This is a genomic window from Rhodobacter sp. Har01 (assembly GCF_020564565.1).
In the GTDB taxonomy this organism is placed as follows: domain Bacteria; phylum Pseudomonadota; class Alphaproteobacteria; order Rhodobacterales; family Rhodobacteraceae; genus Pseudogemmobacter.
Genome location: NZ_JAJCTD010000001.1, coordinates 499,014 through 520,244, shown reverse-complemented (window position 1 = coordinate 520,244; position 21,231 = coordinate 499,014). Strand labels below are relative to the sequence as shown.

The window sequence follows — 21,231 nt, the reverse complement described above, 5'->3', positions numbered from 1 at the left end:
CATCACGATCCGCATCAGCCCAGCGGCTTCATCCCGGCCCGGAACCGCTCGGCATTCGCCCGGTAGCCGGCGGCGGACTTCAGCAGCCGCGCCTGTGCCTCGGCGTCCAGCAGCCGCACCACCTTGCCCGGCGCGCCCATCACCAGCGCGCCGTCGGGGATCTCCTTCCCCTCGGTCACCAGCGCGCCCGCCCCGATCAGGCAGCCGCGTCCGATCCGCGCCCCGTTCAGGATGGTGGCGCCCATGCCGATCAGGCTGCCCTCGCCGATCACGCAGCCATGCAGCATGGCCTTGTGGCCGATGGTGCAAAAGGCGCCGATCACCAGCGGATAGCCCATGTCGGTATGTAGGACGCAGTCTTCCTGGATATTGGTCTCGGCCCCCACGGTGATCGGCTCATTGTCGCCGCGCAGCGTGGCGCCGAACCAGACCGAGGCCCCAGCGGCCAGCCGCACATCGCCGATCACGTTGGCATCCGGCGCCACCCAGGCCTCGGGGTCGATCTGCGGGGCGGTGCCATCCAGGCTGTAGATCATCGTGCCTCGAACTCCTGGTTCAGGCCGCGGACGAACTCGGCCAGGTCGGGCTGGCGGTCGCGGCGGCTGCGTTCGGCCTCGACCACCGTCACCAGCCGGGCGAAGGTGGCCTCCAGATCATCGTTCACCAGCACATAGTCGTATTCGGCCCAGTGGCTGATCTCGGCCTGGCTTTTCGCCATCCGCCCGGCGATCACCGCGTCGCTGTCCTGACCGCGGCCGCGCAGCCGGCGCTCCAGCTCGGCAATCGAGGGCGGCAGGATGAACACCGAGACCACGTCGCGCCCCAGCGCCGAATTCCTGATCTGCTGGCCGCCCTGCCAGTCGATGTCGAACAGCGTGTCGCGACCGTCCGACATCGCCGCCTCGACCGGGCCGCGCGGGCTGCCGTAGAAGTTGCCGAAGACCTCGGCATGTTCCAGCATCTGCCCCGCGGCCACCATGTCCTCGAACTCGGATCGCGACTTGAAGAAATAGTCGCGCCCGTCCACCTCGCCCGCCCGCGGCGCCCGGGTGGTGGCCGAGACGGAAAACCGCAAGGACGGGTCCCAGGCCATCAACCGCTTGGCCAAGGTCGATTTCCCCGCCCCCGAGGGCGATGACAGGATAAGAAGCAGCCCCCGGCGCGACATGGTCATTCCACGTTCTGAACCTGCTCGCGCATCTGGTCTATGACCGTCTTCAGGTCAAGCCCGACTCGGGTCAACTCGATGTCCTGCGCCTTGCTGAGCAGGGTGTTCGCCTCGCGCAGGAATTCCTGCATCAGGAAATCGAACTTGCGGCCCACCGGGGCGGCATCGGCCAAGAGCGCCCGCGCCGCGGCGACATGGGCGCCCAGGCGGTCCATCTCCTCGGTCACGTCCTGCTTCACCGCCAGCAGCGCCAGTTCCTGCGCGACGCGGGTCTCGTCGAAGCCCTCGGCGACCTCGGCCAGCCGCTTCAGCGCGGCCCGCAAGCCTTCGGCCGCCTTGTTGCGCCGCGCCTCGGCCAGACGCGCCGCCTCGGCCACCAGGGCGGCAATCGCATCGACCTGCGCCCCGATCACGCCCGCCAGCGCGGCGCCTTCGGCCGCGCGCATGGCGTGGAAGTCGTCCAGCAGCGCCGGCAGGTCGGCCAGGATCGCCGTGCGCAGCGGCGTGGTGTCCTCTTCCGCCGCCGCGGCATCCAGCACCCCGCGCATCGCCAGCACATCGGCCCCGGTGGGTTGGGCCAGTGTCACCCCCGCGGCCATCGCCGTCACCTCGACCTCGTGCAGCGCCCGCAGCACGCCCGCCAGCACCTCGCGGTTCAGCCGGGCGGGTTCGGTCCCCCCCGCCTCACGCGTGGCCTTCAGCGTCAGGCTGACGTTGCCGCGGCCAAGCGCCTTTTGCAGTTCCGCCCGCAGCGCAACTTCAAGCCCGTCAATCCAGTCGGGCACCCGCAGCCGCAGGTCCAGGCCCTTGCCGTTGACGCTGCGGATGTCCCAAAGCCAGCCATAGCCCGCCCCGGTGCCGCGGCGCGCCGCGAAGCCCGTCATCGATACCGTCATTGCCCTCTCCTGCCCCCGCCCCGGAGGTATTTACCATTTGTAGAGATTTTCGCCCGAATCCGCGCGATCTGGATTATGTTCAATTGATGGCAACACAGTTTGCCGCGGACCGGCTCTGGTCAGGTCCGGCCGTCTTGGCCGACCTAGCAGACGAACGGGGACGCGGCAACAATCGCCGGGGTGTTGGACGGCGCACATCAGGACGAAGGAAGACTGATATGGTATTCTCGTTTCTGGGTGGCAAAGGTGGCGACAGCCGCCGCAAGCCCGAAGTCAAGCCCCGGTTCCCGTCGATGGCCCAGGTGCGCGCCTATTGGGAAGGCCAGCGTGGCACAACCGGGGCAATCCCGGCGCGCGCCGATCTGGACCCGCGCGGCCTGGCGCAGGCCTTGGACCATGTCTTCGTGGCCGAACGTATCGGCACCGGGTTGTTGCGGATGCGCATTTCCGGCATGGGCTTGACCGATCTGGCCGGGCTGGACATGAAGGGCCTGCCGATCTCCACCCTGTTCCTGCCCGAAGCGCGGCTGCAGCTGGCCCAGGCGGTCGAGCGAGTGTTCACCCTGCCCGGCGTGGCCGAACTGCATCTGGAAGCCGAGCGCAGCATCGGCCGCCCGGCACTGGAAGCGCGGCTGCTGCTCTTGCCACTGCGGTCGAACGGCGGCGGCCTTGACCTTGTACTGGGCTGCCTGGCGGCCGAAGGCCAGATCGGACGCACGCCGCGCCGCTTCGGCATCCTGCGCTCGATCGAAGAGAGGCTGGTGATGCCGGCCGAGGTCCTGGCCCCGGCCGAGCCGGCCCGCCCGGCCCAGACCCAGACCCAGACTCCGAACCAGACTCAGGCCCAGTCTCAGCCGGCCTTTGCCGAGCCGCCGGTGCCGCCGCTGCGACCCTTGCGCGGCCACCCGCACCTGCGGCTGGTGCATTCCGCCGACTAGGACGCACCGGCTTGACCTGAGGCAAGGTCAGGCCGGACCACCCGTGGCAGGTTGCGCCTGCGCAAGCGAAGGGTGGCTGCAATGTCTCTGTTTCAAATCATCCTCGGCCTGTTCCTGGCCGGGTCCGTCGGCTGGGCCGTGGCGCAACTGCGCGGTCGGTCCTGGGATGCGCGCGACAATGATGCGCTTTGGGCCGAAGTGCAGGCGCTGCAGCCAAAGGCGCCGGCACGCTTCGATGCGGCGCTGCTTGAGGGTGTGCCGGAACCGGCGGCGCGGTTCTTCCGCTTCGCCATCGCCCCCGCCACGCCGCTATGGACAGTGGCCGAGATCGACATGGGCGGCGAATTCGGCCTGGGCGACAGGGCCAATCCGAAATATGCCCCGATGACCGCGCAGCAGATTCTGGGCGCGCCGCAGGGATTTGTCTGGAAGATGCGATCCGGCACCGTCAGCGGCTCGGACGGGCTGGGCGCACATGGCTCCTGGACGCGGTTCCGGCTGTTCGGCCTGGTGCAGGTGGCGCGCGAGGGGATGACCGAGGACCACCGCCGATCGGCCTTTGCCCGAGCAGTGGCCGAGGGCCTGTTCTGGACCCCGGCGCGGTTCCTGCCCGGCCCCGGGGTGGACTGGCAGGCGACCGGCCCGGACAGCGCCAGGCTGACGGTCAGCCACGGCGGGCTGGTGCAGTCGGTCGAGTTGACGGTCGGCCCGGACGGCGCGCCGGTCTCGATGGTGATGCCGCGCTGGACGAACGCCAACCCGCTGAAACGCTGGCAGGTCCAGCCTTTCGGTGCAACCTTCGGCGGGTTCCGCGACTTTGCGGGCTTCCGCCTGCCGACCGAGGTCGAGGCCGGCAACCACTTCGGCACACCGGACTACTTCGCCTTCTTCAAGGCCCGGGTGACAGAGGTCCGTTTCCCGCATTGACCGACGCCGATTTCCGAAGTCGGAAATCGTGCACGGAATTCGACTTCGAATTCCGCTTCCGCCCGTCAGAAGGCGACGCGCCGGGCGTCCTCACGCTGGCGGGTCAGTTCCTCGGCCACCAGGAAGGCCAATTCCAGGGACTGGCTGGCGTTCAGCCGCGGGTCGCAGGCGGTGTGGTAGCGGTCGGCCAGGTTCTCGTCGCTGACCGCGCGCAGCCCGCCGGTGCATTCGGTCACGTCCTGGCCCGTCATCTCGAAGTGCACCCCGCCCGGCACGGTGCCCTCGGCCTTGTGAATGGCGAAGAACTCGCGCACCTCGCCCAGCACGCGGTCGAACGGCCGGGTCTTGTAACCCGAGGATGACTTGATGGTGTTGCCGTGCATCGGATCGCAGCACCAGACCACGTTGGCGCCCTCTTCCTTGACCGTGCGGATCAGCCGCGGCAGGTGCTCGCCCACCTTGCCGGCGCCAAAGCGCGAGATCAGCGTCAGCCGGCCCGCCTCGTTCTCCGGGTTCAGCCTGGCCAGCAGCGCCTTCAGGTCCTCGACCGTGGTGGTCGGGCCGCATTTCAGGCCGATCGGATTCAGCACGCCGCGGCAGAATTCCACATGCGCGCCATCGACCTGGCGGGTGCGGTCGCCGATCCACAGCATATGGCCGCTGCCGGCCACCGGCTGCCCGGTCAGGCTGTCGATCCGGCACAGCGCCTCTTCGTATTCCAGGAGCAGCGCCTCGTGGCTGGTGTAGAAATCCACCCGGCTCAACTCGTTCGTGGTCTCGCTGTTCACCCCGGCGGCGTTCATGAAATCCAGCGCGTCCGAGATGCGGTTCGACAACTCGCGATAGCGCTCGGCCTTGTCGTGCTCGGCAAAGCCCAGCGTCCAGGCATGGACCCGGTGGATGTCGGCAAAGCCGCCGGTGCTGAAGGCGCGCAGCAGGTTCAGGCTGGCCGCGGCCTGGGTATAGGCCTGCAGTATCCGCGACGGGTCGGGGCGGCGCGTCTCCGGCGTCGGTTCGAAGCCGTTGATGATGTCGCCGCGATAGATCGGCAGCTCCACGCCATCCACCACCTCGGTCGGCGCCGAGCGCGGCTTGGCGAACTGGCCCGCCATGCGGCCGACCTTGATCACCGGCACCTTGGCAGCAAAGGTCAGCACCACCGCCATCTGCAGCATCACCCGAAAGGTGTCGCGGATGTTGTCGGCGCTGAATTCCCCGAAGCTCTCGGCGCAGTCGCCGCCCTGCAGCAGGAAGGCCTTGCCGGTTGCCGCTTGCGCCAGCTGCTTCTTCAGCCGCCGCGCCTCGCCCGCGAAGACCAGCGGAGGATACTTGGCAAGCTGCGCCTCGACGGCCTGCAGGGCGGCCTGATCGGGATAATCGGGCATCTGGATGCGCGGCTTGCCGCGCCAGTCCGACTTCGTCCAGCCCTTGGTCATGGTGCCCTCCCGCCTGATCGCGACGCGGGGCCAGCCTATAGCCCGCCCCGCCCGGATATGCAAACCGCAAAAGCCGCCTTTTCGGTCCGGGCCAGCCTCTGACCGGCTCTTGCACATCTGTGAAATTTCGGGTTCCTTGGCCCATAACCGACACCAACAGGTCGCTTCATGCCCATCTCGCCCCGCCGGGCCAACCCGTCCGACCCAGAAGCCGCGCCCCGCCGCTTTGTCTTCCTGCTGCTTGACCGCTTCACGATGCTGGCCTTCGCCAGCGCGATCGAGCCGTTGCGGATCGCCAATCGCGTGTCCGGAAAGACGCTTTACGCCTGGGCGCTGGCCGGCGAAGGCGGCGAGACGGCGGTGTGCTCGAACGGGGCGGCGTTCAAGCTGGGCATGGGTCTGGACGAGATCGGCCGCGACGACGTGCTGCTGGTCTGCGGCGGCATCGACATCGCGCGTGCCACCACCCGCGGCGTGCTGAACTGGCTGCGGCGCGAGGCGCGGCGAGGCGCGATCGTCGGGGGCCTTTGCACCGGGGCCTACGCGCTGGCCAAGGCGGGTCTGCTGGATGGCAGGAAGGCAACCATCCACTGGGAAAACCAGGACGGATTCCTTGAGGAATTCGAGGATGTGAAGCTGACGAAATCGGTCTTCGTGATGGACGGCAACCGCTGGACCACCGCCGGCGGCACCTCGTCGCTGGACCTGATGCTCAAGGTCATCGCTGCCGACCACGGCGAGGATCTGGCCAATACCGTGGCCGACCAGTTGATCTACAACGCGATCCGCACCGACCAGGACACCCAGCGCCTGTCGATCCCCACCCGCATCGGCGTGCGCCACCCCAAGCTGAGCCAGGTCATCCAGATGATGGAGGGCAACATCGAAGACCCGATGTCGCCCGCCGACCTGGCCGAGGAGGTGGGCATGTCCACGCGCCAGCTGGAACGCCTGTTCCGCCGCTATCTGAATCGCAGCCCCAAGCGCTATTACATGGAACTGCGCCTGCAAAAGGCGCGCAACCTCTTGATGCAGACCGACATGAGCGTCATCAACGTCGCCCTCGCCTGCGGCTTTGCCAGCCCCTCGCATTTCTCGAAATGCTATCGCAGCCACTACAACACCACCCCCTACCGCGAACGCGGCACGCAAGGCCTGCCCGGCGCGGTGCCGGTCAGGCTGTCGATCTGACCCGGAACGCATTGGCGGAAGGTCACACGCCATGGCACGGCTTGTCTTCGGAATGAACCTGTCGCTCGACGGCTACGTCGACCATCAGTCCTTCGCGCCGGATCCCCAGCTTTTCCGGCACTGGATCGACGTTGTGCGCGGCCTTGCCGGCAGTCTATACGGGCGCCGCCTGTATGAGACCATGCGCTACTGGGATGCCGACGACGCCGCGTGGTCGGCGGACGAACGGGCCTTCGCCGTGGCCTGGCGGCAGATGCCGAAATGGGTGGTGTCGCGGTCGCTGGCCTCGGCCGGCCCGAACGCAACGCTGATCCGCGACGATCCGGGGACCGCCGCGCGCAATCTCAAGGCCGCGCAGGACGGCGAGATCGCCGTTGGCGGCCCGGCTCTGGCGGACAGCCTGGGCAAGCTTGGCCTGATCGACGAATACCGGCTGTATTTCCACCCCGTGGTGCTGGGCGCCGGCAAGCCGTTCTTCGCCGGCCCCATGCCCCGGCTTCGCCTGGTGGCCAGCGACCGGATCGGCGCGCAGACCGTCCGGTTGACCTGCGTCCCGGACGCATAGGCCGCGCCGCGAGCCTGGCCCAGACGGGCGCTAGCTCTCCGGCGCCATCCGGTAGACCGCCCCGTCGTAGACCGAGAGGAACCAGATCGAGCCGTCCGGCGCCTCGACCACGTCCCGCACCCGGCCCGTCTCGGCCGCCGAAATCCGCTCTTCGGCCAGGCCGCCCGGCCCCGCCGCGTCCGGGTCCAGCCGGCCCAGGAAATCGCTGTTGAGCGAGCCGAAGAAGATGTCGCCCCGCCACTCCGGCACCAGCGCGCCGGAATAGACCATCAGCCCCGACGGCGCGATCGACGGCACCCAGTGGTGCAAGGGCTGCTCCATCCCCTCCTGCGCGCTGCCGACACCGATCCGGCCACCGCCATAGTCAACCCCGTAGGAAATCACCGGCCAGCCGTAGTTGCGGCCCGCCTCGGGCGCGTTCAACTCGTCGCCGCCCTGCGCCCCGTGTTCCACCGTCAGCAGCCTCCCTTCAAGGTCCAGCGTCGCGCCCTGCAGGTTGCGGTGGCCCAGCGACCAGACCCCGGGCAGCCAGCCGTCGCGCGCCGTTGCCGGTTCGCCGTCGCGGCGCAGGTGAACGACCTTGCCGATGGCGGTGGCGGGGTCCTGCGCCTGCATCCCTTCGGGGCCGGTGCCGCGGTCGCCGGTGGTCAGGAACACCGTGCCATCCGCCGCCTCGACCAGCCGGGCGCCGAAATGCCGCCCGCCGCCGCGTGGATCGGCGGCGAACAGCGGCGTGAAATGCTCCAGCCTGGTGCCGTCGACCGCCAGCACCGCCTTGCCCGCCGCGGTCGCCCCGCCGCCCCGCAACGGCATCGCATAGCTCAGCCAGACTTCGCGGCTGGTGGCAAAGTCGCGCGGCACCATCACGTCCAGCAACCCGCCCTGCCCTTCGGCATAGACCGCGGGCGCGCCCTGCACCTCGGCGGCCACGCCATCCGCGACCCGCACCAGCCGCCCGGCGCGTTCGGTCACCAGAAAGCTGCCGTCGGGCAGAAAGGCCAGGCCCCAGGGTTCGTCCAGGCCGGTCACCACCGGCGTGATCTGCATCGGCCCGGCCGAGGTCTCGACCTGCCCGGCCAGGGCGGGCGGGGCCAGCAGGGCCAGGATTGCCAGCGGTCCAAGCTGCATCGGCGCGTTCCTTCTGTCGCTCTCTGCACAGATAGCCGCCGCCGCGGCCAGATCAGCAGGGATTGCACCCCTTACAAGCGATTGTGACGCCGCAAGGCCTCGGGATTGTTGCCGTCAAAGCGCTTTTCTTTTGAGAAGGGCCGCCTTACCGTTCCGCCTTGGGATTTCGGTCCAACATGGGAGAACAACAAATGAAGAAACTGCTGCTGGCCGCTTCGGCCTGCGCGCTGACGGCTGGAGTGGCCGCGGCCGAGGACGTCAAACTTGGCATCCTGATCGGCTTCACCGGCCCCATCGAATCGCTGACCAGCCACATGGCCGCCGCCGCCGAACTGGCGATGGCCGAGGTCAACGCCTCGGGCAAGGCGAAGAACGCCTATGCCTCGGTGCGCGGTGACAGCACCTGCACCGACGCCGCCGCCGCCACCGCGGCCGCCGAGCGGATGATCACCGCCGAAGGCGTCAAGGGCATCATCGGCGGCGACTGCTCGGGTGTCACCCGCGCGGTGCTGACCAACGTCGCCATGCCGAACGGCATCGTCATGGTCTCGCCGTCCGCCACCTCGCCGGCGCTTTCGACCGACCCGGACAACGGCCTGTTCTTCCGCACCGCGCCGTCGGACGCGCGCGAAGGCGAAGTGATGGGCGAGATCCTGGTGGAAAAGGGCGTCAAGTCCATCGCGCTGACCTATTCCAACAGCGACTACGGCAAGGGCCTGGCCGAAGCCATCGCCGCCGGCTTCACCGCCAAGGGCGGCACAGTGACGATCAACGCCGCGCATGACGACGGCAAGGCCGACTATTCGGCCGAAGTCGCGGCGCTGGCGGCGGCGGGCGGCGACCTGCTGGTCGTGGCCGGCTATCTGGACCAGGGCGGCAAGGGCATCATCCAGGCCTCGCTGGACACCGGCGCCTTCTCGACCTTCGGCCTGCCCGGCGGCATGGTGGGCGACAGCCTGCCCGCGGCCATCGGCCCGGCGCTGGACGGCAGCTATGGCCAGGTCGCGCAGTCCGACAGCCCCGGCGCCGCGATCCTGACCGAGATGGGCAAGACCAACGCCACCGCGTTCGACGCCACCTCGCCCTATTCGATGGAAAGCTATGACGCCGCCGCGCTGATCATGCTGGCCATCGAGGCCTCGGGCTCGACCGACCCGAACGTCTACAAGGAAAAGATCATGGAGATCGCCAACGGGCCGGCCGACGGCTCGGGCACCAAGATCCTGCCGGGCGAACTGGGCAAGGCGCTTGAGCTGATCGCCGCCGGCTCCGCCATCGACTATGACGGCGCCTCGGGCGTGATGCTGATCGGGCCGGGCGAAAGCGCGGGCCGCTACAAGCAGTTCGAGGTCAAGGGCGGCAAGTACGAGACGGTGACCTTCCGCTAGGCCGCAGCCAACCGCCTGCGCCGAGTGATGCGCCAGCGGCAAACCTCCAAGGCCTCGCCCGATCACCTCGGGCGAGGCCCTTTGCGTTCCGGCAACCCTGGCGTGCGCCCGCGCGCAAAGGAAGAAATCTCCGCGACGTCTCGTCCTCTTGCCCTTGCCCGGGCGGCCCTTTCCTTTGGCGGCGCGGCGCATTAGGGTCCGCCGCGGACTGTGTTCCAGACAGGAAAAAACCATGAAAAAATTGCTGTTGGCCACGTCGGCCTGTGCGCTGGTTGCCGGCGCCGCCTGTGCCGAAGACGTCAAGCTGGGCACGCTCTTGGGCGTGACCGGCCCGATCGAGAGCATCTCGCCGAACATGTTCACCTCGGTGGACATGGCGATCAAGGAGGTCAACGATTCCGGCAAGGCGGCGAACGGCTGGGTGTTCCAGAATGTCCGCGCCGATTCGACCTGCATCGACGCCGCCGCCGCCACCGCCGCGGCCGAACGCCTGGTCACCGTGGAAGCGGTGAAAGGCATCGTCGGTGCCGACTGCTCGGGCGTGACCCGGGCCGTCCTGACCAACGTCGCCATGCCGAACGGCATCGTCATGGTCTCGCCGTCGGCCACCTCGCCGGCGCTGACCACCGACCCCGATGACGGCCTGTTCTTCCGCGCCGTGCCCTCCGACGCCCGCGAGGGCGAAGTGATGGCCGATGTGCTGATGGCCCGCGGGGTCAAGTCCATCGCGCTGACCTATTCGAACAGCGACTACGGCAAGGGCCTGGCCGAGGCGATTTCGGCCGCCTACACCGCCAAGGGCGGCACGGTGACGATCAACGCCAGCCATGACGACGGCAAGGCCGACTACTCGGCCGAGGTCGGCGCGCTGGCGGCGGCGGGCGGCGATGTGCTGGTGGTGGCCGGCTACATCGACCAGGGCGGCAAGGGCATCATCCAGGCCGCCGTGGACACCGGCGCCTTCTCGACCTTCGGCCTGCCGGGCGGGATGTATGGCGAAAGCCTGATCGCCGCCATCGGCGATGCGCTGAACGGCTCGTTCGGGCAGCATGCCGCCTCGACCTCCGAGGGCTACACGGCCTATCTCGACATGGCCAAGGCCTTCGATCCGTCGTTCGACGGCTCGACCAACTTCGCCGCCACCTCCTACGACTCGGCGGCGCTGATCATGCTGGCCATGCAGGCGGCCAACTCCACCGACCCGAAGGTCTACAAGGACAAGGTCATGGACGTGGCCAACGGCCCGGCCGACGGTTCGGGCACCAAGATCAAGGCCGGCGAGTTGGGCAAGGCGCTGGAGCTGATCGCCGCCGGCACCGCCATCGACTATGACGGCGCGACCGGGGTGACGCTGCTGGAAGGCGGCGATGCTTCGGGCACCTTCGCCGAGGACGAGATCAAGGACGGCAAGTGGGAAATCGTCGGATACCGTTGATCCGATCCTGAAACCGTGACACATCAAAAGGCGGCCCGGGCGCACACCCGGGCCGTTCTATGCAAAGAAGGCCCGCGCACGCCCCGGCGGAAGCAGCGCGCCACCCAGGGGAACGTATGATCAGGGTCGAGAACCTTCATCGGCACTTTGGCGGATTCCGCGCCGTCGACGGGGCTTCGCTGCATATCCGCAAGGGGTCGATCACCGGCCTGATCGGGCCGAACGGCGCCGGCAAGACCACGCTTTTCAACGTCATCGCCGGCCGCCTGCCGCCCACCTCGGGCCATGTCTTCATGGGCGACGAGGACATCACCGGCCTGCCGCCGCATGTGCTGTTCCACAAGGGCGTGCTGCGCACCTTCCAGATCGCGCACGAATTCGGCAGCATGACGGTGCGCGAGAACCTGATGATGGTGCCCGCCGCGCAATCGGGCGAACGCCTGCTGGACGCGCTGTTCCGCCGCGGCGCGGTGGCCCAGGAAGAGGCCCGCCTGCGCGCCAAGGCCGACGAGGTGCTGGAGTTCCTGACCATCGGCCACCTCGCCGACCAGAAGGCCGCGCTGATCTCGGGCGGGCAGAAGAAGCTGTTGGAACTGGGCCGCACCATGATGGTCGATGCCAAGGTGGTGTTCCTCGACGAGGTCGGCGCCGGGGTGAACCGCACCCTTCTGAACACCATCGGCGATGCCATCGTCCGGCTCAACCAGGAACGCGGCTACACCTTCTGCGTGATCGAGCATGACATGGATTTCATCGGCCGCATCTGCGGCCCGGTGATCTGCATGGCCGAAGGCAAGGTGCTGGCCGAAGGCAGCGTGGACGAGGTGAAGAACGACGAGCGCGTGATTGAGGCCTACCTGGGCACCGGGTTGAAGAACAAGCTGAAGGAAGAGCACGCCCATGGCTGACCGCTGGTTCACAGGTCGCCACTGCAGGGCCGCCCTTTGCGCCTTCATGGCGCTGGCCTCCGCCTCTGGGCCTGCCGCCGCCCAATCCGTGGTCGGCAAGGCCCTGGTCGAGGGCAAGCCGGTGATCCTGTTCAGCGACCGGACCTGGACCTATGAGGACGCGTCGTCCGACTGCCAGACCCTGAGCGCGAAACTTGCCTTCTGCGGCGCGGCGCTGGGCTGGGTTACCACCGCCAAGCCCACCCCAGATGTCCTTGCGGCCTTCCGCATGAACAGCACGACCTACGCGAACTTCATCTACGAAGACATCGGAACCGCCCAGGGGCTGAGCATCGAGGGCGTGCGCAACGTCCTGTTGCAGATCGTGCAGAACCAGACCGGAACCATGCCGGTCGTGATCGAAACCTCGACCGCCACGATCGGCACGCTGACCGCGGAAACCTTGGTCTACGGGTTCAAGGTCAGCGGCATGGACGTGGTCTATGCAAACACCTTCGTCCTTGGCACGCATTCCCTCTTGCAGGCGCAGACCTACGAGATCTCCAGCATCTACACCGACACGCACCGTCAGGTTCACGCCGATTTCCTCTCGGCCATCCAGTACTCCGGTGATTGAAAGACCAAGACGCATGGCTGAACCCTTCCTGATCGGCGAGGCGATGACCGGCGGCTATGGCGCGGTGGACATCCTGCATTCCTGCACCATCGCGGTGGAACCCGGCGAGATCGCCGTCATCGTCGGCCCGAACGGCGCCGGCAAGTCCACCGCCATGAAGGCGGTGTTCGGGATGCTGAAGCTGCGGCAAGGCCATGTCCGGCTGGCGGGCGAAGACATCACCGCGCTGACCCCGCAGGCCCGCGTTCGCAAGGGCATGGGCTTCGTGCCGCAGACCCACAACATCTTCACCGGCATGACGGTCGAGGAAAACCTCGAGATGGGCGCCTTCATCCGCGACGACGACGCCATCGCCGAGACGATGGAGCAGGTCTATGCCCTGTTCCCGATCCTCAAACAGAAGCGCTACCAGAAGGCGGGCGAGTTGTCGGGCGGTCAGCGCCAGCAGGTCGCCGTGGGCCGCGCCCTGATGACCCGGCCCAAGGTGCTGATGCTGGACGAACCCACCGCCGGCGTCTCGCCCATCGTGATGGACGAATTGTTCGACCGCATCATCGAGATCGCCCGCACCGGCCTTTCCATCCTGATGGTGGAACAGAACGCCCGCCAGGCGCTGGCAATTGCCGACAAGGGCTATGTGCTGGTCCAGGGCCAGAACCGTTACACCGACACCGGCAAGGCGCTTCTGGCCGACCCCGACGTCCGCCGTTCGTTCCTGGGGGGCTGAGGCATGGAGATCCTGAACGCCGTTGTGGCCTTTGCCAACTACATCCTGGTGCCGGGCCTCGCCTACGGCAGCCAGCTGGCGCTGGGCGCGCTGGGAATCACGCTGATCTTCGGCGTCTTGCGGTTTTCCAATTTCGCCCATGGCGACACCATGGCCTTCGGCACCGCCTTCGTGATCCTGTTCACCTGGTGGTTCCAGTCGATGGGCATCAGCGGCGGGCCGCTGCCCACCGCGCTGTTGGCGCTGCCCTTCGGCATTGCCATCACCATCGCCATGGTGCTGGCCACCGACCGCGTGGTCTATCGCTTCTACCGCCGCCAGCGGGCCAAGCCGATCATCCTGGTCATCGTCTCGGCCGGGGTGATGTTCGTGATGAACGGGCTGGTGCGGATGATCATCGGCACCTCGGAAAAGAACTTCACCGACGGCAGCCGCTTTCTGCTGGACCCCAGGCAGTTCCGCGAGGCGACCGGCCTGGCCGAGCCGCTGGCGATCAAGACCACCCAGGCGGTCAGCGTCACCGTCGCGGTGGTCTGCGTGGCGATCCTGTTCTGGTTCCTGCAGAAGACCCGCACCGGCAAGTCGATGCGCGCCTATGCCGACAACGAGGACCTGGCGCTGTTGTCGGGGATCAACCCCGACCGCGTGGTCATGGTGACCTGGATGATCGCCGGCACGCTGGCCTGCATCGCCGGCACGCTTTACGGCCTGGACAAGAGCTTTCGCGTCTTCGTCTATTTCGGCCTTTTGCTGCCGGTGTTCGCCGCCGCCATCGTCGGCGGCCTGGGCAGCCCGCTTGGCGCCATCGTCGGCGGCTACATCATCGCGTTTTCGGAACTGATCGTCACCTCGGCCTGGAGCAAGATCCTGGGCTATCTGGCCCCGCCCGAATGGCTGGGCGACGGTCTCTACCAGGCGCTGTCCACCGACTACAAGGTCGCGGTCAGTTTCGTCATCCTGATCGTCGTTCTCCTGTTCCGCCCGCAGGGCATCTTCGGAGGCAAGTGAGATGCGCCGCAACCTGGCCCTGTTCGCCGCCGTATCGCTGCTGTTCGTCCTGACCGGGGTATTCCAAAGCTGGAACCTGTCGCTGAACATCCTGATCTCCTCGCTTCTGGCGGCGATCATGGCGATCGGGGTGAATCTCCAGTGGGGCTATGCCGGACTGTTCTCGACCGGCATCGTCGGTTCGGTCGCCGTGGGCGGGCTGGCGGTCGTCCTTGTCTCGGGACAGCCGGTGCCCGCGGGCTGGGCCGCCGGTGGCCCGCGCATCATCGGTGCGCTGCTCTTTGCCGTCTTCGCCATCGCACTGGCGATCTGGCTGTACCGAAGACTGCCCGCCCACCGCATTCGCGGCCTGGCCCTGGCCATCTTCCTGGTCGTCGCCTTCTTCATCTATCGCGGCATCCTCGATCCCGCCGTCACCGCGGTCGAGGCCAACAACCCCGCCCAGGCCGGCAACATGGGCGGACTGGGATTGAACTCGCTTTTCGCGTGGCCCGTCGGCGCGCTGATGGCCGCTGCCGCGGCCTGGCTGATCGGCAAGATCGCCCTTGGCCTGCGCGAAGACTATCTGGCCATTGCCACTCTCGGCATCGCCGAGATCATCGTCGCCATCCTGCGCAACGAGGACTGGCTGGCACGCGGCGTGAAGAACCTGGCCAACCTTTCCCGGCCCTGGCCGGTTCCCTATGAGGTGGACCTGCAGGCCGACCCCGCCTTTGTCGAGCGCGTGGCCGGCCTGGGCCTCGATCCGGTCACCGCCTCGACCATTTTCGTCAAGCTGCTGTATGCCGGCATGTTCGGACTGGTTCTGGCCTTGCTGATCTGGGGCTGCGAACGGGCGCTGAACAGCCCCTGGGGCCGCATGGTCCGCGCCATCCGCGACAACGAGGTCGCCGCCGCCGCCATGGGCAAGGACGTGAAGTTCCGCCATCTGCAGATCTTCATCATCGGTTCGGCCGTGGTGGGTCTGGCGGGGGCGATGATGACCTCGATGGAGGGACAGCTGACGCCCTCGCAATACCTGCCGTTGCGCTTCACCTTCCTGATCTGGGTGATGGTGATCGTCGGCGGGTCCGGCAACAACTGGGGCGCGGTCCTGGGGGGTCTCTTGATCGGCTGGCTCTATTTCGCTGTCGAGTTCGTGGGGCCGAATCTGCTGGAGCTGCTGGTCGGGATCCTGCCCTTCGAGACCGACCAGGACACCCTGAAGGAAATCTCGATCCAGATGCGACTGATGACCCTTGGCGTGGTGCTTCTGCTGGTCATGCGCTTTGCGCCAAGGGGTTTGATCCCCGAGAAGTGACGGCCTCTGGCCGGCGTCGCGGCGGGGGGTTTCACACCCCCCGCACCCCCCGTGCGGTATTTGAGCCAAGATGAAGGTCAGGGGCTTTCCGCGACAATTCCTGTCGTTTTGCAGCATGACCCCTGCGCTTGCGGCGGCGAAAGTGCCGGGCACGGGATGCCAGGGAGTTTGCGATGAAGAGCCATGCGCGGGTGGTGGTGATCGGCGGCGGGGTCGTCGGGTGCTCGGCCCTCTATCACCTGACCAAGCTGGGCTGGTCGGACGTGATGCTGATCGAGCGCAGCGAGCTGACCTCCGGCAGCACCTGGCACGCGGCGGGCGGCTTTCACACCCTGAACGGCGACACCAACATGGCCGCGCTGCAGGGCTATACCATCCGGCTTTACAAGGAGCTTGAGGCGATCACCGGCATGTCCTGCGGGTTGCACCACGTGGGCGGCATCACCCTGGCCGACAACATGGCGCGGTTCGAGCAGTTGAAGGCCGAACGTGCCAAGCACCGCTACATGGGCCTCGATACCGAAATCCTGGGCCCCGAGGACGTCGCCCGGATGACCGACGGCCTCGTGAACACCAAGGGCATCATCGGCGCCCTCTGGGACCCGCTGGATGGCCACCTTGACCCCTCGGGCACCACCCACGCCTATGCCAAGGCGGCGCGCATGGGCGGGGCCGAGATCGTGCTGCACAATCGCGTGCTTGAGACCCGTCCGGCCAAGGACGGCTGGGAAGTGGTCACCGAAAAGGGCACCGTCACCTGCGAGCATCTGGTCAACGCCGCTGGTCTCTGGGCACGCGAGGTGGGGGCCATGGCCGGCGTCTACCTGCCGCTTCTGCCGATGGCGCACCAGTACCTGGTCACCGACGACATCCCCGAGATCATGCAGATCCTGGGCCGCGGCAAGGAATTCCCCCATGTCATGGACCCGGGCGGCGAATTCTACCTGCGCCAGGAAGGCCGCGGGTTGTGCATCGGCTTCTACGAAAAACCCTGCGAGCCCTGGGGCGTGGACGGCACGCCCTGGACCTTCGGCCACGAACTGCTGAACGAGCAGTTCGACAAGATCGAAGACAGCGTGAACTTCGCCTACCGCCGGGTGCCGGTGCTGGAACGCAGCGGCGTCAAGCGGGTGATCCACGGGCCGTTCACCTTTGCCCCCGACGGCAACCCGCTGATCGGCCCGGTCCCTGGCCTTCGCAACTACTGGTCCGCCTGCGCGGTGATGGCCGGCTTCAGCCAGGGCGGCGGCATGGGCCTGGCCCTGGCGCAATGGATGATCGAAGGCGAGGTGGAACGCGACCCCCGCGGCTTCGACGTGGCGCGGTTCGGGAACTGGACCAGCCCCGGCTACACCGTGCCGAAGGTGATCGAAAACTACCAGATGCGGTTCAACGTCAGCTACCCGAACGAGGAACGCCCCGCCGCCCGCCCCTTCCGCACCACCCCCATGTATGAGGTGATGGATGGCATGAACGCCGTCTGGGGCCAGCAATACGGGCTGGAGGTGGTGAACTACCACGCCCTGCCCGGCGAGCCGCGCTACGAGACGCCCACCTTCAAACGCTCGAATGCCTGGGAGGCGACGGCGCAAGAGGTGCGCGCGGTGCGGGAAGGCGTCGGCATCAACGAATTGCAGAACTTCGGCAAGTATCTGGTCAAGGGCGCCGGCGCCCGTGCCTGGCTTGACCGCATCATGGCCGGCCGCATCCCGCAGCCGGGCAGGCTGTCGCTGACCCCGATGCTGGCGGAAAGCGGCAAGATCATCGGCGATTTCACCGTCTCCTGCCTTTCCGAAACCGAATTCCAGCTGACCGCCAGCTACGGCGCCCAAGGCTGGCACGGCCGCTGGTTCGAACAGCACGCCGAACCGGGCGTGGGCGTCGAGAACATCTCGGACAGCCGATCCGGCTTCCAGATCGCCGGACCCAAGGCGCGCGAATTACTGGCGCGCTGCACCCGCACGGACGTCTCGCCGCAGGCGTTCCGGTTCATGGACGTCCGGCCGATGACCGTCGGCATGGCCAACTGCCTGGTGCAGCGCGTCAGCTACACCGCCGATCTGGGCTATGAAATCTTCTGCGACCACATGTCGGTCCGCACCCTGTGGGACACGCTCACCGCCGCCGGGGCCGACCTTGGCCTGCGCCCCTTCGGCATGCGCGCGATGATGTCGCTGCGGCTGGACAAGTGGTTCGGCTCCTGGGGCCGCGAGTTCAGCCCCGACTACACCCCGGCCGAGACCGGGCTTGACCGCTTCATTGCCTGGAACAAGCCCGCCGACTGGATCGGCAAAGCCGCCGCCCTGGCTGAAAAGGCCAGCGGCCCCAAGCGCCGCCTCGTCCCCCTGGTCATCGACGCCACCGATGCCGACGTGGTGGCGTGGGAGCCGATCTGGCTGGACGGCGCGGTGGTCGGCTGGTGCACCAGCGGCGGCTTCAGCCACTGGACCGGCACGTCGGTCGCGCAGGGCTTCATTCCCGCCGACCGGGTGCAGGACGGCCTCGCCCTCGAAGTCGAAATCCTTGGCGAACGCCGCCCCGCCCGCGTCCATCTGGCCCCGCTGTGGGACGATGGCGGGCGCATGCGGGCCTGAAGGCATTTCCTTCATCTTGGCCGAAATACCCTCGGGGGGAAGCGCGGCACGCGCGAAGGGGGGCAGACAGCCCCCCTTTTCCTTGGCATCAACAGGCGATGACGCCGGAAATCCTGATCCTCGCCGCCGGAGCCTCGTCGCGCATGCGCGGGGCCGACAAGCTGCTTGAGCCGGTCGCGGGCCAGCCGCTGATTACCCACCTGGCGCGGCAGGCGCTGGCCACCGGCTGCCCGGTGACCGTCGCCCTGCCTCCCGGCGGCGGCGCGCGTGAAGCGGCGCTGCACGGGCTGGCCGTCACCCGGCTGCGCGTGCCGCGGCCCGAAGAGGGCATGGCGGAAAGCCTCAAGGCCGGCCTGACCAGCCTGCCGCCGAAGGCGCCGGTGCTGCTGCTGCTGGGCGACATGCCCGAGATCACCGCCGCGGACCTGTCGCTGGTGCTTGATGCCCATGCCGCCGCCCCCGACCGCATCCACCGCGGCGCCGGGGCGGACGGCACGCCGGGCCATCCGGTGCTGTTCCCAGCCTGGGCCCGGGCCGAACTGGCGGACCTCGCGGGCGACCAGGGCGCAAAGGCCGTGCTGGCCCGTCATGCCGCGCAGGTCATGCTGGTGCCGCTGCCCGGCGACCACGCCACCACCGATCTGGATACGCCGGAAGACTGGGCGCGCTGGCGCGCCGCGCGTGGCGGCTGACCCGCGGGATCAGGCCAGGATCAGCAGCGCGGATTCGTGCTTGCGCAGCGACAGGCGCGCCGCCGGGAACAGATAGCCCAGCCGCAGATCGGGGAACAGCGACAGGATCTCGCTGCGCTGCGCGTCCTCCATCCCGGCCAGGGTCATCTCGCCCGGCTGATAGCTTTCCGTCCAGGCGCCATTGGCGCGAATGATCTCGTGCCGGTCGAACAGCAGGTGGACGTAGGTCACCGCCTGCGGCGGCAGCGCCTCGACCCCCGGCAGACCGACCAGGTGCTTTGCGGCCACCAGAACCTCATGCTGGCCGAACAGCAGTTCCGAGCGCGAGCCGGACACCAGCATGCGGTGCTGCGGCGACACCACCAGGTCGCGCTCGGGCAGGTCCGGCCCCAGCGCGCCGCGGCTGATGCGGATCGGCGCGAACTCGGGCCGCGCGGTCACTTCGGCCCGGCTCAGCCGGCGCTGGCCGATCCAGCGCACCTCTTGATAGCCGCTGTCGCAGGTCAGCACCCGGTCGCCCTCGGTCAGGTCCTCGACCGCCACTTCGCCGCGGTCGGTCGCGATCAGCGCGCCAGGGGTAAAGCAGGGGATCACCTGCTCGATGTCCGAGAAGGTCAGGCTCCCGATCACGTCGCCGTTGTTGTCAAGGAAGTCGACCGTGCCGTCCTCGGGGTTGAGGCTGTCGCGATTGATCGTGGTGAAGGCCTTGCCCCAGGCGGTCAGGTCCAGCACATCGTTGTCGGCACCCAGGCTGTCCCCAAAGACCTGGTCGCCGATGCCGCCAAAGATGGTGTCCTGGTCGGCCCCGCCGATGAACACATCCGCGCCGTCGCCGCCGATCAGGACGTCGCGCCCCGCCCCGCCAAGAAGCGTGTCGTCGCCAAGGCCGCCCTCGAGGCTGTCATTGCCATCGCCACCGTCCAGGCTGTCGGCGCCGTCGCCGCCCAGAAGCGTGTCGTCGCCCAGATCGCCGAAGAGCTGGTCGTTCTCGGTGCCGCCGTCCAGGCTGTCGTTGCCCGTCCCGCCGCGCAGCGTGTCGATGCCCGCGTCGCCGAACAGCTGGTCGCCCTCGGTGCCGCCCTCAAGGCTGTCGGCCCCGTCGCCGCCGCGCAGCGTGTCGATGCCCGCATCGCCGAACAGCTGGTCGCCCTCGGTGCCACCCTCAAGGCTGTCGGCCCCGCCGCCGCCGCGCAGCGTGTCGATGCCCGCATCGCCGAACAGCTGGTCGTTCTCGGTGCCACCCTCAAGGCTGTCGGCCCCGTCGCCGCCGCGCAGCGTGTCCGCGCCGGCATCGCCGAACAGCTGGTCGTTGTCGGTGCCGCCGTCCAGGCTGTCGTTGCCGTCGCCGCCGCGCAGCGTATCAAGGCCCGCCTCGCCGAAAAGGGTGTCGCTGCCGGTGCCGGTGGTCGCCAGGTTGGTGAAGCCACCGGTCAGGCTGTCGTTGCCGGTGCCGCCATAGGCGATGTCGTTGCCCGCGCCGGCATAGACCGTGTCATTGCCCGCCCCGGCACGCACGTGGTCGTCGTTGCCGGAACTCCCGGTCAGGCCGGCATCGTTGTTGTCGATCCGGTCGGTGCCGTTCAGTTCCGGCTCGACATAGGCGTTGTCGATCAGGTCGCTGCCAGCCGTGCCATCGACATAGCCGTTGTCGAAACCGTTGATTTCGCGCGACCGCGTGAAGGTTCCGGCCAGGTTGGTGTCCCAGCTTCCCAGCGTGATCGACCGGATCGGCTTGGCTTCGAGCTGCGGGATGTCACCGGCCGCCAGTTCGGGCGCCAGAAACAGTGCGCCGTTGGTCGCCTGCACGATGATCGCAGAGAAGGTGGCCGTGGTGCCGTCGACATAGGTGACGGTCGTGTTGTTGTAGCCCGCCACGGCGTCGTGGTTGTAGGTCTGGGTGCCGGCGCCGATGTCGGTGGTGAACTGATCGGTCTGCGAGAAGTCGTTGTTGTTGAAGTTCGCCGAGCCCAGCATCGTGGCCTGGGTGATGCGGCCGAACAGCGGGTCGGCCACGCTGCCAAAGGTCAAGCCATTCAGCGCGTTGGCGTTGTCGAGGTTGTTGTTGCCCTCGTTGACGTCGATGAAGGTCGCCGACGTGCCGAGGTATAACCAGTTGAACGTCGTAGAGGCGACCATGACCTAAAATCCCTCAGACCCGGGAACGTGACAGCGGGGCGACGTGCCAGAGCTCATACGCCCACTGCAAGCGCAGCGGCCATGGTGGCTTCCCCCGTGCACATTCTGGTTCATTCAGGCTCACTAGTCCAATTTTATGATAGTTAAACTAGTTCCTCCACAGGGCGGAATCACGGCA

19 protein-coding genes are annotated in these 21,231 nt (G+C 67.7%); 13 read left to right on the top strand and 6 right to left on the bottom strand.

The features are described from left to right. Positions 1-14: 14 nt before the first annotated feature. From LHP98_RS02505 to LHP98_RS02495, 3 genes are read right to left on the bottom strand one after another with little or no spacing between them, the layout of a single operon-like run. Positions 15-536 carry a gamma carbonic anhydrase family protein gene (locus LHP98_RS02505; protein WP_227250911.1) on the bottom strand — a complete coding sequence of 174 codons (522 nt, stop codon included), beginning with the start codon at positions 534-536 and terminating at the stop codon, positions 15-17. Next, the gene (gmk, locus tag LHP98_RS02500) at positions 533-1,168 is read right to left on the bottom strand and encodes a guanylate kinase (RefSeq protein ID WP_227251535.1); all 636 of its coding nucleotides are present in this window, start codon (positions 1,166-1,168) and stop codon (positions 533-535) included. Before gmk ends, LHP98_RS02505 begins: the two co-directional genes overlap by 4 nt. A gap of 2 nt (positions 1,169-1,170) precedes the next feature. After that, positions 1,171-2,064: a YicC/YloC family endoribonuclease gene (locus LHP98_RS02495; protein ID WP_227250910.1), complete on the bottom strand. Its 894-nt coding sequence runs from the start codon at positions 2,062-2,064 to the stop codon at positions 1,171-1,173. Positions 2,065-2,282: 218 nt separating this feature from the next. Between LHP98_RS02495 and LHP98_RS02490 the strand changes: the two genes are divergently transcribed. Continuing rightward, positions 2,283-3,002, top strand: a complete 720-nt coding sequence (locus LHP98_RS02490) for a PAS domain-containing protein (protein ID WP_227250909.1) — start codon at positions 2,283-2,285, stop codon at positions 3,000-3,002. 81 nt (positions 3,003-3,083) lie between these two features. Next, positions 3,084-3,929 carry a DUF6544 family protein gene (locus tag LHP98_RS02485; RefSeq protein WP_227250908.1) on the top strand — a complete coding sequence of 282 codons (846 nt, stop codon included), beginning with the start codon at positions 3,084-3,086 and terminating at the stop codon, positions 3,927-3,929. 65 nt (positions 3,930-3,994) lie between these two features. Here LHP98_RS02485 and LHP98_RS02480 read toward each other — a convergent pair whose 3' ends face one another. Next, on the bottom strand, positions 3,995-5,365 hold the full coding sequence (locus tag LHP98_RS02480) for a class II 3-deoxy-7-phosphoheptulonate synthase (RefSeq protein ID WP_227250907.1): 1,371 nt from the start codon (positions 5,363-5,365) through the stop codon (positions 3,995-3,997). Positions 5,366-5,533: 168 nt separating this feature from the next. Here LHP98_RS02480 and LHP98_RS02475 point away from each other — a divergent pair, with 168 nt between their 5' ends. Both LHP98_RS02475 and LHP98_RS02470 read left to right on the top strand, forming a co-directional pair. After that, positions 5,534-6,556 (top strand): GlxA family transcriptional regulator, encoded by a 1,023-nt coding sequence (locus LHP98_RS02475; protein WP_227250906.1) that lies wholly within the window; start codon positions 5,534-5,536, stop codon positions 6,554-6,556. 31 nt (positions 6,557-6,587) lie between these two features. Beyond that, positions 6,588-7,121: a dihydrofolate reductase family protein gene (locus LHP98_RS02470; protein ID WP_227250905.1), complete on the top strand. Its 534-nt coding sequence runs from the start codon at positions 6,588-6,590 to the stop codon at positions 7,119-7,121. A 30-nt stretch (positions 7,122-7,151) separates the two neighbouring features. Here the strand turns inward: LHP98_RS02470 and LHP98_RS02465 are convergent, their stop codons facing one another. Then, positions 7,152-8,249 (bottom strand): PQQ-dependent sugar dehydrogenase, encoded by a 1,098-nt coding sequence (locus LHP98_RS02465; protein WP_227250904.1) that lies wholly within the window; start codon positions 8,247-8,249, stop codon positions 7,152-7,154. A 191-nt stretch (positions 8,250-8,440) separates the two neighbouring features. On the opposite strand from LHP98_RS02465, the gene LHP98_RS02460 reads away from it, so the two are divergent. The 9 genes from LHP98_RS02460 to LHP98_RS02420 all read left to right on the top strand — a co-directional run bounded on the left by LHP98_RS02460 (position 8,441) and on the right by LHP98_RS02420 (position 18,917). After that, on the top strand, positions 8,441-9,637 hold the full coding sequence (locus LHP98_RS02460; RefSeq protein ID WP_227250903.1) for an ABC transporter substrate-binding protein: 1,197 nt from the start codon (positions 8,441-8,443) through the stop codon (positions 9,635-9,637). Positions 9,638-9,869: 232 nt separating this feature from the next. Next, positions 9,870-11,072: an ABC transporter substrate-binding protein gene (locus LHP98_RS02455; RefSeq protein ID WP_227250902.1), complete on the top strand. Its 1,203-nt coding sequence runs from the start codon at positions 9,870-9,872 to the stop codon at positions 11,070-11,072. A 116-nt stretch (positions 11,073-11,188) separates the two neighbouring features. Beyond that, complete coding sequence (locus LHP98_RS02450; protein WP_227250901.1) at positions 11,189-11,980, top strand: ABC transporter ATP-binding protein; 792 nt, start codon at positions 11,189-11,191, stop codon at positions 11,978-11,980. Continuing rightward, positions 11,973-12,596, top strand: coding sequence for a hypothetical protein (locus LHP98_RS02445; protein ID WP_227250900.1), 624 nt, complete (start codon positions 11,973-11,975; stop codon positions 12,594-12,596). The genes LHP98_RS02450 and LHP98_RS02445 overlap by 8 nt, the downstream gene beginning before the upstream one ends. Before the next feature lie 13 nt (positions 12,597-12,609). After that, positions 12,610-13,323: an ABC transporter ATP-binding protein gene (locus LHP98_RS02440; RefSeq protein WP_227250899.1), complete on the top strand. Its 714-nt coding sequence runs from the start codon at positions 12,610-12,612 to the stop codon at positions 13,321-13,323. A gap of 3 nt (positions 13,324-13,326) precedes the next feature. Further along, positions 13,327-14,331, top strand: a complete 1,005-nt coding sequence (locus LHP98_RS02435; protein ID WP_227250898.1) for a branched-chain amino acid ABC transporter permease — start codon at positions 13,327-13,329, stop codon at positions 14,329-14,331. A gap of 1 nt (position 14,332) precedes the next feature. Further along, the gene (locus LHP98_RS02430) at positions 14,333-15,631 is read left to right on the top strand and encodes a branched-chain amino acid ABC transporter permease (RefSeq protein ID WP_227250897.1); all 1,299 of its coding nucleotides are present in this window, start codon (positions 14,333-14,335) and stop codon (positions 15,629-15,631) included. Positions 15,632-15,804: 173 nt separating this feature from the next. Next, positions 15,805-18,225 (top strand): GcvT family protein, encoded by a 2,421-nt coding sequence (locus LHP98_RS02425; RefSeq protein WP_227250896.1) that lies wholly within the window; start codon positions 15,805-15,807, stop codon positions 18,223-18,225. Positions 18,226-18,323: 98 nt separating this feature from the next. Then, positions 18,324-18,917: an NTP transferase domain-containing protein gene (locus tag LHP98_RS02420; protein WP_227250895.1), complete on the top strand. Its 594-nt coding sequence runs from the start codon at positions 18,324-18,326 to the stop codon at positions 18,915-18,917. A gap of 9 nt (positions 18,918-18,926) precedes the next feature. Here the strand turns inward: LHP98_RS02420 and LHP98_RS02415 are convergent, their stop codons facing one another. Continuing rightward, positions 18,927-21,053, bottom strand: coding sequence for a Hint domain-containing protein (locus LHP98_RS02415; RefSeq protein ID WP_227250894.1), 2,127 nt, complete (start codon positions 21,051-21,053; stop codon positions 18,927-18,929). Positions 21,054-21,231: the final 178 nt, after the last annotated feature.

Coding starts and splice junctions, on each gene's coding strand:
- LHP98_RS02505 (WP_227250911.1), bottom strand. CDS start 536: ATGATCTACAGCCTGGATGGCACCGCCCCGCAGATCGACCCCGAGGCC.
- gmk (WP_227251535.1), bottom strand. CDS start 1,168: ATGTCGCGCCGGGGGCTGCTTCTTATCCTGTCATCGCCCTCGGGGGCG.
- LHP98_RS02495 (WP_227250910.1), bottom strand. CDS start 2,064: ATGACGGTATCGATGACGGGCTTCGCGGCGCGCCGCGGCACCGGGGCG.
- LHP98_RS02490 (WP_227250909.1), top strand. CDS start 2,283: ATGGTATTCTCGTTTCTGGGTGGCAAAGGTGGCGACAGCCGCCGCAAG.
- LHP98_RS02485 (WP_227250908.1), top strand. CDS start 3,084: ATGTCTCTGTTTCAAATCATCCTCGGCCTGTTCCTGGCCGGGTCCGTC.
- LHP98_RS02480 (WP_227250907.1), bottom strand. CDS start 5,365: ATGACCAAGGGCTGGACGAAGTCGGACTGGCGCGGCAAGCCGCGCATC.
- LHP98_RS02475 (WP_227250906.1), top strand. CDS start 5,534: ATGCCCATCTCGCCCCGCCGGGCCAACCCGTCCGACCCAGAAGCCGCG.
- LHP98_RS02470 (WP_227250905.1), top strand. CDS start 6,588: ATGGCACGGCTTGTCTTCGGAATGAACCTGTCGCTCGACGGCTACGTC.
- LHP98_RS02465 (WP_227250904.1), bottom strand. CDS start 8,249: ATGCAGCTTGGACCGCTGGCAATCCTGGCCCTGCTGGCCCCGCCCGCC.
- LHP98_RS02460 (WP_227250903.1), top strand. CDS start 8,441: ATGAAGAAACTGCTGCTGGCCGCTTCGGCCTGCGCGCTGACGGCTGGA.
- LHP98_RS02455 (WP_227250902.1), top strand. CDS start 9,870: ATGAAAAAATTGCTGTTGGCCACGTCGGCCTGTGCGCTGGTTGCCGGC.
- LHP98_RS02450 (WP_227250901.1), top strand. CDS start 11,189: ATGATCAGGGTCGAGAACCTTCATCGGCACTTTGGCGGATTCCGCGCC.
- LHP98_RS02445 (WP_227250900.1), top strand. CDS start 11,973: ATGGCTGACCGCTGGTTCACAGGTCGCCACTGCAGGGCCGCCCTTTGC.
- LHP98_RS02440 (WP_227250899.1), top strand. CDS start 12,610: ATGGCTGAACCCTTCCTGATCGGCGAGGCGATGACCGGCGGCTATGGC.
- LHP98_RS02435 (WP_227250898.1), top strand. CDS start 13,327: ATGGAGATCCTGAACGCCGTTGTGGCCTTTGCCAACTACATCCTGGTG.
- LHP98_RS02430 (WP_227250897.1), top strand. CDS start 14,333: ATGCGCCGCAACCTGGCCCTGTTCGCCGCCGTATCGCTGCTGTTCGTC.
- LHP98_RS02425 (WP_227250896.1), top strand. CDS start 15,805: ATGAAGAGCCATGCGCGGGTGGTGGTGATCGGCGGCGGGGTCGTCGGG.
- LHP98_RS02420 (WP_227250895.1), top strand. CDS start 18,324: ATGACGCCGGAAATCCTGATCCTCGCCGCCGGAGCCTCGTCGCGCATG.
- LHP98_RS02415 (WP_227250894.1), bottom strand. CDS start 21,053: ATGGTCGCCTCTACGACGTTCAACTGGTTATACCTCGGCACGTCGGCG.